At 50.8% G+C, this 13,078-nt stretch carries 12 protein-coding genes; all 12 read right to left on the bottom strand.

All coding sequences use genetic code 11. The annotated features are described in order from the left end of the window. Positions 1–1,511, bottom strand: a 1,511-nt coding sequence (locus tag JUF10_RS00180; protein ID WP_203640236.1) for a SpaA isopeptide-forming pilin-related protein, incomplete at its 3' end; no start/stop codon positions are given. Positions 1,512–2,020: 509 nt separating this feature from the next. After that, complete coding sequence (locus tag JUF10_RS00185) at positions 2,021–2,857, bottom strand: aldo/keto reductase (protein ID WP_203640237.1); 837 nt, start codon at positions 2,855–2,857, stop codon at positions 2,021–2,023. Positions 2,858–2,915: 58 nt separating this feature from the next. Beyond that, positions 2,916–4,100 carry an MFS transporter gene (locus JUF10_RS00190; RefSeq protein ID WP_203640238.1) on the bottom strand — a complete coding sequence of 395 codons (1,185 nt, stop codon included), beginning with the start codon at positions 4,098–4,100 and terminating at the stop codon, positions 2,916–2,918. A 105-nt stretch (positions 4,101–4,205) separates the two neighbouring features. Continuing rightward, positions 4,206–5,393, bottom strand: a complete 1,188-nt coding sequence (locus JUF10_RS00195; RefSeq protein WP_203640239.1) for an MFS transporter — start codon at positions 5,391–5,393, stop codon at positions 4,206–4,208. A 439-nt stretch (positions 5,394–5,832) separates the two neighbouring features. Then, on the bottom strand, positions 5,833–6,471 hold the full coding sequence (locus tag JUF10_RS00200) for a TetR/AcrR family transcriptional regulator (RefSeq protein ID WP_236008111.1): 639 nt from the start codon (positions 6,469–6,471) through the stop codon (positions 5,833–5,835). Between the two features lie 81 nt (positions 6,472–6,552). Next, on the bottom strand, positions 6,553–7,773 hold the full coding sequence (locus tag JUF10_RS00205) for an ABC transporter permease (protein ID WP_203640240.1): 1,221 nt from the start codon (positions 7,771–7,773) through the stop codon (positions 6,553–6,555). Beyond that, positions 7,773–8,495: an ABC transporter ATP-binding protein gene (locus JUF10_RS00210; RefSeq protein ID WP_203640241.1), complete on the bottom strand. Its 723-nt coding sequence runs from the start codon at positions 8,493–8,495 to the stop codon at positions 7,773–7,775. Before JUF10_RS00210 ends, JUF10_RS00205 begins: the two co-directional genes overlap by 1 nt. Positions 8,496–8,670: 175 nt before the next feature. After that, positions 8,671–9,522 carry a CAP domain-containing protein gene (locus tag JUF10_RS00215; RefSeq protein WP_203640242.1) on the bottom strand — a complete coding sequence of 284 codons (852 nt, stop codon included), beginning with the start codon at positions 9,520–9,522 and terminating at the stop codon, positions 8,671–8,673. Between the two features lie 156 nt (positions 9,523–9,678). Further along, a complete protein-coding gene (locus tag JUF10_RS00220; RefSeq protein WP_203640243.1) occupies positions 9,679–9,999 on the bottom strand; it encodes an arsenic metallochaperone ArsD family protein in 321 nt (106 codons plus the stop codon). Between the two features lie 165 nt (positions 10,000–10,164). Continuing rightward, complete coding sequence (gene arsD, locus JUF10_RS00225; protein ID WP_203640244.1) at positions 10,165–10,488, bottom strand: arsenite efflux transporter metallochaperone ArsD; 324 nt, start codon at positions 10,486–10,488, stop codon at positions 10,165–10,167. After that, entirely contained in the window at positions 10,485–12,224 is a 1,740-nt protein-coding gene (gene arsA / locus JUF10_RS00230; RefSeq protein WP_203640245.1) for an arsenical pump-driving ATPase, read from the bottom strand. The genes arsD and arsA overlap by 4 nt, the downstream gene beginning before the upstream one ends. Positions 12,225–12,431: 207 nt before the next feature. Beyond that, on the bottom strand, positions 12,432–13,028 hold the full coding sequence (locus JUF10_RS00235) for a TetR/AcrR family transcriptional regulator (protein WP_203640246.1): 597 nt from the start codon (positions 13,026–13,028) through the stop codon (positions 12,432–12,434). Positions 13,029–13,078 lie beyond the last annotated feature (50 nt).

A 13,078-nucleotide genomic window follows, 5' to 3' on the forward strand; every position in this document is an offset into this window, starting at 1 on the left:
GGTTTCTCAGGTGTCGTTGGCGTAGTCGTTCCAGGTTTCTCAGGTGTCGTTGGCGTAGTCGTTCCAGGTTTCTCAGGTGTCGTTGGCGTAGTCGTTCCAGGTTTCTCAGGCGTCGTTGGCGTCGTAGTGCCTGGGTTCTCAGGATTAGTTGGCCCCGTTGGTGGCGTGGTCGTCCCTGGATTTCCAGGGTTAACTGGCCCCGTTGGTGGTGTCGTCGTTCCTGGATTTTCGGGCTCCGTTACGGGTGGCGTCGTGGTGCCTGGGTTACCAGGATTCTCCGGTTCCGTCACTGGTGGCGTAGTACTACCTTCGGATTCCTTCGGCACGTCCTTGGCCGTAACCGTTACGGCCGCCGTTTGGTTAGCCGTAATGGTAAATGGAATCGGCGTCTTATCCAATTCATACCCCTCGGGTGCTGCCGTTTCGACGAACTGATAATCGCCAGGCTCGAGTCCTGTCACTTCCAGTTTGCCCTCTGCGTTCGTGGTCAAGTCCGATTCCATCGGCGTGCCATCGGAAAATTGCAGCGCATACGTTGCTCCGGGGAGAATACCGTTGGTCTTGGCATCGACCTTTTCCAGCACCACATCGCCCGTGCCTTCAGCCGCGCTACCATTACCGCCATTTCCACTACCGCTACCGCCCCAGGCAACCGACCCGTTGACGCTCTGACCATTATTCATGTACACACTATTCGTCCAAGTACCATTCGACGTGGTTGGTGTCGTTTGATAAGTCATGTTGACGGCGGTTGAAACATCGGCAAATGTGAAGACAATCTTGTTGCCGTTCACATTAACTGCCGGTGACAATGACCCGTTACTGATGAAGTTCCCCTCGCTGGAGTAGCTTCCCGTGCTAGCAACCACTGACCCCGGCACATAAGTCTGGTTAGGGCCTAACGTATCCGTAATCACGGTCTGACCGATTGCCTGTCCCGTTGGGTTAAAAGCCACGTTCCAAGTAATCTTGCTAGGCGTGCCGTCCGCATTACGTTCCGAGATCCAACCAACCTTATTTAATTTCCAGCTCAAATCAACGTCGGTGTTACCCGAGGTTCCCTTGGCATAGAATTGCAACGTGCCTTCACGATTCTTTTGATACGAGCCTAATTTATCATTGAATGTGATCGTTCCTGCGGTCTCGCCCGCCTTGATGAAGAACGTCCCCACTTCGTTACCGGCGTCATCTAACAACGGCACTGATAAATCATGGTTCGTGGCAACCCCATTCGGTAATTCTACCGGTACCGTATCGCCACTATTAATCGGTACACCATCCGCAACGGACCAGTGATACTTGATTTGGTAACTGGTCCATTTGGTCAGCACCGTTCCCGCAGGAATTGGGTTACCATTGATGTCGGTCAACGTGGCCTCACTTCCCGTCAACCCGGAAGCTGGAACATCTGCGGCTTTTGCTGTAATACCACCGGATATCGCGCCCCCAGCTAGGAAGATGGCCAGGGTAAGAACCAATCCAAACACGAGCGCACAAATTTTCTTGCGCATCCTAATCTCCTCCCTCTATCAAAGCCAACGGCACGTGTCACACCCACCGCTAACGTCAACAAACTCTTTCACGATCAACAACTTTTCACCAGCGCCGTCCAAGTGGCAATTTCGACAATAAACGCGTCCTCAAAGAAGACGTGTCGTTGAGTTGCTATGTGACTCTAATCCATCGGCTAATGGACACCGATCACAGACATTGCTTTATCTTTAATATACCGAAATCTCTAATAAACTGATAAGCTACTGCCTAAACTAGCCAGGTTAAAAAACGGGTCCCCCGCAACTATTTCCTACCATTGCAATTTCATTGACGATAGCGGCAAAACCCTATCCACTGGCGTTTAGGGGCCATTATTTGGCCATTAATTGCCTAAATGGGTAGTTGGAATTTGCCAAAATGGACGAAAAAAAGCGCCATCCCCAACTGGACAGCGCCGCTCTAACTTATTCTGATCTGGTTGGAATCGGATCGGACTTATTTCCTACAATTCTTATCCATCAAAAATTTAATCAAATTCTTCATACTCGTTCGGGTCTTGACCTTCGATGCGGCCATCTGGCTTATCTAAGGCATTGATGGCCTGAATCTCGTCTGACGTCAGTTCAAAATCAAACAGCTCCAGGTTCGTCCGCTGATGGACCAGGTTGCTGGCCTTTGGAATTGGCACCACGTGACGTTGGATGTGCCAGCGCAGAATGATTTGCCCGACATTCTTGCCATACTTTTTCGCCAAATCAACGATAATGGGCTCCTTCAATGCCGCACTCCCACGTCCCAGCGGACTCCAAGCTTCCGTGACGATACCGCGTTTGGCATCTTCCTTCAGCATCCGGTCCTGGACCCAGTATGGATGGACCTCCAGTTGATTGACTGCCGGCATCACACCGGTCTCCTTGAACAACCGGTCGAGATGTTCCGGTTCAAAGTTAGAGACACCAATTGACCGAATCAAGCCGCGCCGTTTGGCATCGACCATCGCCTGCCAGGCCTGCACGTACAGGTCGCGTTTCGGCAACGGCCAGTGAATCAAGAACAGGTCAAAATAATCCAGTCCCATGCGGTACAAGGATTCCTGAATCGCCATGGTGGCGTCCGCATACCGGTGATACTTGCCGGGAAGCTTCGACGTCACAAAGAAGGCCGCGCGTGGAATGCCCGAACGGCGAATCGCTTCACCCACGGCACCCTCATTATCATAGTTGGTCGCCGTATCTAAGCTCCGATAACCGTCTTTGATTGCCGCCAAAATCTGATTGACGCCTTGGCCCCCGCGGACCTGAAACGTCCCTAGACCCAGCGCCGGCATCTGAAACCCGTCGTTCAACGTTATTTCTGGAATCATCGAAAAACCTCCTGCATTTTGCTAGTTTTAGCTTAACGCAGGAGGTTTTAGTTGTGAATTAATCCGTCGCCGATTGTGTTCGGTGGTTTTTAATGACACGATTCAAGATAACAGCCAGTACCAGTGAAATGGCGGCGTAGACCGCGGCACCCCAACTGATGTGATTCAAACCGACCGTTCCCAGCATCCCTGAAGCCGTTGCCGACCCCAACGAAATACCAAAATTGAAGAAGATCGAATTTAATGACGACGCTAACACGGCCGACTGTGGGTAATCTTCCTCAGCAATGTTCAGGAAGTGAATCTGAATTGGCGAGTTTAAAATCGTCACGATCAACGTCAAAATCAAGATGATGGCCAAGCCACTGATTTTGCTGCCTAAGGCCCATGGCATCAGTGCTAACAGAATCACGTCAACGATATAGAACCGCGGCATGACCCGCAAGCCATCCCGTTCTGCCAGCACCCCGGATAGCCGGTTACTAATAATACTCATGATTCCAATGATAAATAGCAACCAATTTAGACTAGTCGTGCTGAAGCCTAACGCCGTTGTTAACAGTGGCCGAATGTAGGTGTAGTAAGCGTACATGGTCGCGGCGGTAAACAGGACCAAGGCGATACCCACGTAAATCCGCTGGTCCTTTAGCAAGACCAACTGGTTCTTAATGCTCCCCTGAACCTGTTCCACGTGACGCGGCAGTAGCCACCCCAATAGAACACAGGTAATCGCGCTGACCCCTGAAATCAGGAAGAATGCGTCATGCCAACTGTAAGCGGTACTGATGGCCGTCCCAATCGGCACCCCAAAGACCGAGGCAATGCTAAAACCGGCGAAGATCCACGAGACCAGTCCCGCCCGCTTTTCCCGCGGTGCGATGGTACTGGCGAAGGTCATGATCAACGAAATAATGGCCCCGGCCACAACGGCCGTGATGATCCGTGATAGGAGCAGGACGCCATAGTTCATGGAAAAGCCGCTCAATGTGTTCCCAATCAGAAAGACCACCATCAACGTCATCAGCGTTTTATAGCGGCTAAACCGGTTGGTCAAGATGGTGATGAACGGCGTGCTGACCGCATACACCGTGGCAAATATCGTGACTAAGTAGCCAACGGTTGCCTGGGCAATCTGATATTCCTTTGCAATGTCGGAGAGGACCCCAACGACGATAAATTCATTGCAGCCCAACATAAAGGCCACTAGCACAAACACAATGGCTTGCCAACGATACTTGTTCACGTTTTCTGTTCCTCCAGATTCTCTATAGTCTTCTATTTACCAGAGTACACTATCTCAGGCTAAATTATCAGGGGGAAGACTCATGTAATCGTCTCCAAAGTGAAATTAATTTTCGAGAGCGTTTTCTTCACGATGCGCCGCAATTGCCCGATTTAACATGATCGTCAAAACCAGCGCAATCCCGGCAAAGACTAGGCTACCCCAGCTGAGATGGCCGAGGCCAAAATGAGTCAGTGACCCCGCCGCTGTCGCTGATCCTAACGAGATGCCGACGTTGTAAAAGATGGCGTTGAGCGACGACGCAAAGGCCGTTGCCTGCGGATAATCTGCCTCGGCCACATCCAGAAAATGAACCTGAATGGGCGAGTTAATAATAGGAATGATCAACATCAAGACCAGCAGGACCGTATAGCCAGGCCACGTTGCCGACAACGCAACCGGCATGATTAGGAACAAGGCAATCTGTGCCAAATAGAACCAAGGCAACGTGCGGACACCACTCCGTCCAGCAATCGTGCCGGACAGCCGGTTACCGATAATATCCATGACGCCTAATAGCGACAGCATGAGCGTCATCGTCTTTAAATCAAACCCTAACTGCGTCGTCAATAATGGCCGAATGTACGTGTAATAGGCATACAATGTGGCTGCCGAGAACAAGACCAGCACTGCGCCCAAGTAGATTCGACGGTCCGTCAGTAAGACCAGCTGATCCTTGATGCCCCCGGAAACGTGCTGGATATTTTTCGGTAACAGCCACCCTAAAATTAGACACGTCAGCAAGCTCAGTACAGAAATCAAATGGAAGGTCACGTGCCAACTAGTTGCCGCACTGATGGCCGCCCCCACGGGGACCCCGACCACGGAGGCCACGCTAAAGCCAGCCGCGATCCACGAGATCAGCATCGCTCGTTTATTCCGCGGCGCAATGTCGTTGGCAAAGACGATGATCATGGCTTCAATCGATCCGGCGACGGCCGCCGTAATCAACCGTGATGCCAGAAACATCCAATAATTGCTGGCAAATCCACTCCACGTGTTGCCGATGAGAAAGATCACCATCAGTGTCATCAACAGTGAATACCGGCCAAAACGGTTCGTCAACACCGTGATCACTGGGGTACTGATGGCATAGACAATGGCAAACATGGTCACGAGGTAGCCGGCCGCGGCCACCGTGACATCCAGTGAGTGGGCAATGTCCGAGATGACGCCCACCACCATAAATTCATTACACCCCAACATAAACGCGACCAGCACCAGTGAAATGGCCTGCCAACGATATTTTCTCACGGTCAGCTACCTCCTTGAAAGCGTTTTTAAGATTCTAATTAACAGTGTACACCATCGGCGTTTGTCCTGGCAAAGGTAAATCAGAAAACTTGTCCGCATAACTTAGTAATTGGTAAATTCATTCCAGTAAATCCATTAGCACTGGTCACTCGCTTCTTTTTACAGTCAATGAACGACTTTGGAGACACGTGCTCTTCGTGGCTTCAAAGCGAGCGAGAAGACTGGTGTTTTCCCAGTCTGAAGCGTCCCCACAGCAGGCGGAATCCCGGTCAGCCGTAGCGCGGCAAATTTACACTAATTTAATGGCGCGAATTCTTACCGATATTGGAACGAGACAAGTATTCCAGTTTTTTTTGATCTCACAAAAAAATAGCCGTACCCGTCAGACCAGCTAACACACTCACTGATTTTTCCAGACACGACTATCCTTAACTCTATTCTACTTGCTAATTGTCCGCACAATTTGGTTCGTAATAAGTTTCAAATCTTCCTGCTCACCCTTGATGAGGCTGGGCGCAAAGCTCGATTCAATCACATACGTCAGCAGTTGCCCCACAAAGATTCGCAAGAGGGCTGCGACATCAATGTCATCTCGCAATTGACCCGTTCGTTGAAAATCGTTCATGAGTTCCACTGGGAAGTTAAAGCCATTGGCCATCGCTAACTTGCCAACCAACTGGCGCATCTCTTCATTGGTCATCATTTCCATAGCCAAGATCTTAACGGCTTCTTCGTTGCCCTTGATAAAGTGGTAACGGTCGGTCACGATGAACTTCACCATTTCTGGCAAGGTTTCCTGCTCACTGATACCATGGAAGAATTCGTCCCGGTAAGCTGGGAAGAAGTGTTCCATCACGGGCTTCACAATGGCCAGCATGAGATCCTGCTTCGTATGAAAATACTTAAAGATCGTTGCCTGACTGATGCCCGCCTTTTCCGCCACTTGAACGGTCGAGGTGCCATCAAAGCCTGTCTCAGAGAAGAGCTCCATGGCGGCCACCAGCGCCGCCTTCTTACCCTTTGGCATCTTTTCATGCTCTAACCAGTCACGGTAATTATTGAAGATATTTGGCTCCACACCATTCACCCTTTCTATCCGTTCATTTCAAACGTATAACCATTATACACGGTCTGGCGAGCAATCTCGGTTAATTTCGACCTAAACTTTCCGGTACCGCTTCAATCCCACGACGTTGAGGAAGGTCAGGACGATCAAGAAAGTCAGGAGGACCAGAATGTTGCCGCCCTCGTTAAAGATCGACGTCCCCCGCATGATGATATCGCTGACGGCATCCCCGGAATATTTCAGTGGAATGATATAGGAGATATCCTTGACCCAATCGGCCATCGAATCCAGCGGAATGATACCAGAGAAGAAGATCTGAGGAATCACGACTAATGGAATGAACTGCATCATTTGGAACTCAGAGTTGGCAAACGTTGAGAGTAAGATCCCGAAGGCTAGGGCCACTAAGGCCAGTAGCAGGTTGATGACCACCACGCTCGCCATGTTGCCGACCACTTCGATGCCCAGCAGCCAAACGGTGACCAGAACGATCACAATCGTTTGAATGACGGCGAGGATGCCATAGCTCAGCATATAACCGAAGACGATGGAGGACCGCTTAACCGGCGTTGCCAACAGCCGATCCAAAGTCCCCGTCGTCCGTTCCTTTAACAGCGCCATACCGGAAATCAGGAAGACGAAGAAGAAGACGAAGAAACCCATCAGAATTGGGAGCATTTTGGCAAAGTAACCGGTGTCCTTGTCGCCATAGACGTAGTGGTTCGTAATCTTTGGCGTAGTCTGACTGGTACTCTTGGTGCTATTGTTCGTCGACGTCGACTTGGTTGCCGCCGCCTGCTTAGCGGCAACTGCTGCGGCCGATGAATTGGTCGTGGCATTAGCAGCGGCTTGTTGCTTCTGCATCGCTTGTAACTGTGCCTGGAGCTTGACCATACCGGTCGTGCTCTTCTTTAGCGCCGCCTTCAATTGACTGATACTCGTTGCGGTCAGCCCGCTCTTGAAGGCTAATTTAACGGCGGCGGTCTTAGTGGAGTCGGTGTTGGCGTAAGTTAGGCTGTAGTTATTGCCATTTTTCTTAATGATGGCATCAATTTTTTCGTCGCTTAACGCCTTTTTCGCAGCACTCTTGGTGTCATAAGTCTTGACGTTAACGTGCTTGATGCTGCCCATTTCCTTATTCAGTTTCTGGGTCACGGCGACCGTCCCCACGTTCACGTCGGTCGTTGAGTTGGTGTTGAAGATGACACTCATCAGTAACATCACTAGGATTGGCGCCAAAAACATCAGTGCCAACGTCCGCTTATCTCTGAAGAGTTCCTTTAGAACTCGATTCATAATCGCAATCGTTCTCATTATTCAACACCCTCCGCCTTTAAGAACACGTCTTCAACCGTGTCAACTTGATATTGTGCTTCCAGGGAAGCTGGCTTGTCGAACGCCATGACCTTGCCGCCTAGTAACAGCGCCACGCGATCACATAGTTCGGCTTCATCCATCACGTGGGTCGTGATTAAAATACTGCGGCCTTCATCGCGAATGCTTCCCAATTCTTTCCAAATCTGCCGCCGCAATGCGGGATCGATTCCAACGGTTGGTTCATCCAAAATGAGTAGTTCCGGATTTCCCAGTAAGGCAATGGCTAACGACAATCGCCGCATCATCCCACCAGAGTAACCGGAGACCCGCTTGTCCAAGTCGTCCGTCAAATCAACGACCTTGGCCGCATGATCGACTTCCTTGGCCATGTCTTGCTTGGCGATGCCCTTCATCAAGCCGTAGAACTTTAAATTTTCGCGGCCGGACAAGGAATCGTACAGTGCGTCGGTCTGAGCCATGTAGCCAATGCGGCCTAGTAATTGGCGATTAGGCATCACGGTATCGAAGACCTTGGCGGAACCGCCACTGGCAACTTCCATGCCCAAGGTCACCTTGATCACGGTCGACTTACCGGCCCCAGATGGTCCGATCAAGCCGATGATTTCACCCTTTTTCAACGTCATGTTGATATCCTTCAAAACGGTCTCATCACCGAATTTCTTCGCGAGATGATTAAGTTCGATAATTGCGTTTGTCATCATAATGCCTCCCAAAAACATTTTTATTTTTAGTGAGTGAGTAATTACTTACCTGATAAAGTGAGTATAGACTCACTTTTGATTTTTGTCAACCGGGACCGCCTATTTTTTTTAAATAGGCCAGACACAAAGAAGGCTACGACCATTGGCCGCAACCTTCTTTCCTGATCGCTATTTAGTTTGTCTGATCAATCGCGTTGTAAACCGTGTTCGTGTCTGCTTTGACGTACCAACCGATCCCAATTTGAGTCGTCTCTGGACTGATCAAGTTCAACCGGTGACCCCAATCGGAGTCCGCGTCGTGATACAAGTAGCCATCGGCCGCGTCCTTCCCAAAATCGAAGCTTAATGAATTATACCCGGACATGTACAGACACTCCGACCAGGTCAACCAATCGCCGACGCCAAACTGATCTGCTTCCTTTTCAAACATGGCGTTGCCCTGCGCATCATCGTGTGAGAGCGTGTTGATATCAGCATTGTCCTTTGCTCGCTGATTAGCGAGATTGGTCAATTTGCCATTCAAAGTCAATGGGGCCACGCCGACCTTCGCCCGTTCCTGATTGACGATTGCTAAGAAGTTCTGGGACATCTTAGTCGCGTCAAAGGTTGACTTGGAAGTGGGTTGCGTGACTTGCTGCGTGACCGATGTTGTTGCCGTTTTAGTTGCTTGCTTAGTCGCCTTGCCGGCCTGCAAATAGCCACGCCAGATCCAACCCTTAGCTTTTCCCTTACCTATGTAGTAGTACACTGCCCGCTTGTGGTTCGCCTTGCGAATCGTCGCGTGCTTGGTGACGTATAGCGTCGTATGCGAATAGTTTTTGGCATTGTGCGCCACCTTGGTCAGGGTCGTGTTGCGGTAGATTTTCCCCTTGGTCGCATGGTAGGCCTTGGTGGATACCTTGGTCGTCTTAAGTGCGATGGCTTTAGTCGTCTGTCGTGCCGCTGCAGGGGTCACACCGAGCGTAATGCCCCCGATTGCCAGCACAAAGACCAGCAGTAGTTTCAGTTGCCGTGATAGTTTCATTGATTGCTTACCTCCTATTGATAGCCTAAGTATAAGAGTACGGCCCCAATAGCACAACCTATTAACCACCATTCCCTATTAATCAATTTGTAAAATGTGTCACTTCAGACAAAAAAGGCCATGACCACCGTCATCGCCTCTGTTCATAATTATCGCTTACAACGTCACCGAGGCCCCATCGCAATAACGGGTCAACTCCGGTGTCGTCGGGTACTGGCCTTGCTTGACGATTTCATTATCGACCATGGTAATCGGCAACGCCGCGCCACCCTTGGCCGCAATCAAATCCGCCACGCGTTGATCACAAATGAATTGGCTACCATCCTGCATTAAGTTATAGCGCATCAATTGCACATCATCTCGTTGATTCAGCGTGCGCATTGCCAGGGAAATCCGGGCGAAATCGGCCACTAACCCACTTTCCGTTTTGGCCACTGCATAGCCAGATGTGCCCTCGTAAATCTTAATCTGCGTCATCTTGCTCCTCCTCAACTCTGGACCGATTCACAACCGATCACGTGCTTTCAAACTGTCCACCGGCTCATTGATCACGGGCCATGTCTATTTGAATGATAGCGCTTTCAGTGAGAATTCGCAACCAAAGCTTTTTGTAACCTTTTTCACACCATTTTTCATAACGGCCTACACGCTGGCTCGCAGGTCAAAGCCACTGTATTCCTCCATTTCGGCAGTCGTTGGGTAAGCCCCCTGCTTGACCACCACATTATCCACAATGGTCACTGGCAAGACCGAAATTCCTTGGGCCGCAATTAAATCTGCCACCCGTTGTTCCCGGACAAAAGCGTTGGGGTTCTGGGCCAAGTTACGCCGCAAAACCCGCACATCGGCGCTTTGATTGATGACCTTGGTCTGTGCCGTTAGTCGAATCAAGTCTGGATTCACACTCGGCCCGCAAACCCCGGTCGGACAACACAAAGCCTCTTCGTAAATATTGATTTTTTTCATGACCGTTCCTCCTCGCATTCAGGACGCAATCGCTGTGCCTCAAAATTCGTTTGCCAGCCATTGACCACAAAGTGATTGGCCGATGCCTCTGCTATCTGTGAGAGCCAAGGAGACTCATTCTGCGCCCGGACGGCTAAGAATGGACTCAACTGTTCCGTTGTCCCCAACAGACTTTGGTTGACGACCCACCAGGTATGCGCAATGTGGGCGCGGTCTAGGTCCTGTTGGAGGCGTAGCGTCTCGTACACCGGCGTTGCCTCGGGGAGCGTGACCATAATTGTCTCCGTCTGACTGGCATCTTGAAGTCGCGGCAATAATCGCGTCACGGCCGGTGGAACGGTACCCGTTGTGCGTTTGACCTCGGCGGCATAACTTTCCGTTGACGACAACAGGAGCAGCGTGTGTCCCGTTGGCGCCGTGTCGATGACCAACACATCGCTGTCGTCTTCATCCACGATTTTCGCAAACGCCTCAAAGGTCGCAATCTCCTGCGTGCACGGCGACCGCAAGTCTTCCATCACGTAGTCCACGTCGGCACTCGCCATCTCTTGTCTGGCCTGCGCCAACACCGTGTTTTGGTACTCACGCAACACCTGCTGCTCGTCGATGTGACTGATGCGAATCGCCGGGTCTAATTTAAACCAGTCCAAATGGTCCGCGGGGTCGGTCGTGGTCAGCCGCACACTTTTTCCCAACTTAGCCAGTCCCTGCGCAATCTGAACGGCGATGGTCGTCTTGCCCACACCACCCTTACCCATGGTGAAAATGATGCGATGATTCTGGAGCGCCGCTACCACCGTTTTCAAGCCCGGATAAGTCGTCGCCTTAGCCGGTCGTGCGGCCGCTGTCGGTTGCTGGTCAGCCAAAAGCTGCCGCAATTGCGTGACATTAGTAACGTTATATGCGCGCAGGGGTACCCGCCAAGCAATCGCCGGCAGGTTGACCGGTAAGACTGCCAGGTCCGCCTGCTGTTGCTGGTAGAGTTCGGGCGCCGCCGCTTGCTGGTCAGCCGGTAGCACACCGTTGACCACTAACTGGTAATTTTCAATGCCTAACTTTTTCAGTTCACCAGCCGTGCGACTCGCTTCTTGCAACGTCGCTTGTTGCGGCCGGGCAACTAGGATCAGCGACGTCTGGGTGGCATCCGCCAAGACCCGAGCGGCCTGCTGGTAACGCTTGCGCTCTTCGCCTAACCCGGCCAATTGCCCCAGACAACTCGTACCTAATTTGTTCGTATCCAAATAGTGACTCCATGCTGCCGGCAACTGCAATAGCCGCAACGTATGCCCGGTCGGTGCCGTATCAAAGAAAATATAATCGTAGCGTTGGTTAACCTCTGCATCGGTCAGTAAATTAGCAAACTCAGTAAATGCCGCCACTTCGACCGTACACGACCCGGAAAGCTGTTCGGCCATGTTGGTCAACGCGGCTGCCGGCAAGAGTTGCCGATACGGACCGATCACACGCTCCCGGTAATCTGCGGCCGCCGTGTTCGGGTCAAAATTAGCGACATCCAACTCAGGCACGGCCGCGATTGGCCGCAACTGATTGGTTAAGTCATCAGAGAAAAGATCCTGTAAGTTGCTGGCGGGGTCCGTGCTAATCAGGGCCACACGATAGCCCTGGTCGGCCAATTGAACCGCCGAACTCGCCGCAATTGTCGTCTTCCCGACGCCACCTTTCCCGGTAAAGAAGAGGTATTTGGTCAACTTCAACTGTTCTCGTACATTTACCATGCCACTCACCCTTTCGCCGTGCCGTGAATCTACAGTTACATGGTAACGTTTTCACAAATGAACGGCAAGCTAAGTCCCTCTTGAAAACAGCGAACAAAAATAGAGTGTAACAAAAGGTGTTTAGTCAATGAGCGCACGTTTCAACGATATAATTTCAGAGACAACAAAAAGGGGCTGAAACTTTTGTCTCAGACCCCGACTACATTTTTACATCAGTTCTAAAATCAATCGAATCTCACGACGGACACCTTCACGATCCATCGCCGCCGGATTACGGCTATCACGAATCAATAGTTCATCATAAAGCGTCCGTTGAAAAATGGACATGAGCAACTGTGCAATATCTGCCAACCGTTCCTGACGTTCGGGACGTGAATCAACTTCTCGGAGTGCCATGGCAATTTGTTTTTTAACGCTGTCAATGGTGTTGATCAGCCATTGCGACTGTTCATCAGATAGCAGCGTCCGTTCCCGAATCGTAATCAGAAAGGACTGATAACCAGCATCATTGTCAAAAGATTTCCAGAAGGTGTGAAATAAGCTCATGATGCGGTCTTCCAGGTTGTCTGCCCGCCAATTTTTTAGCTGAATCTCCGCCATGTTCTTTCGTGCAACGATTCCTTCATGAACAATCGTATCCAGTAACTGCCGCTTGCCCTGAGGAAAATAGTAGTACAAGAGTCCCTCCGCGATGCCCGCCCGTTCATTGATCATCCGCGTAGACGTTCCCGCATAACCCTTTTCCGCAAATAACGTCCGGCCCACGTCGATAATATTCTGCCGCTGCTGGTCACTCTTTTTCATAAGTCGTCGCTCCACTCACATTTTCATCTATTCTATCTGACTTCAAATCA

Origin of the sequence: Levilactobacillus andaensis, assembly GCF_016861695.1 — a bacterium.
In the GTDB taxonomy this organism is placed as follows: Bacteria; Bacillota; Bacilli; order Lactobacillales; family Lactobacillaceae; genus Levilactobacillus; species Levilactobacillus andaensis.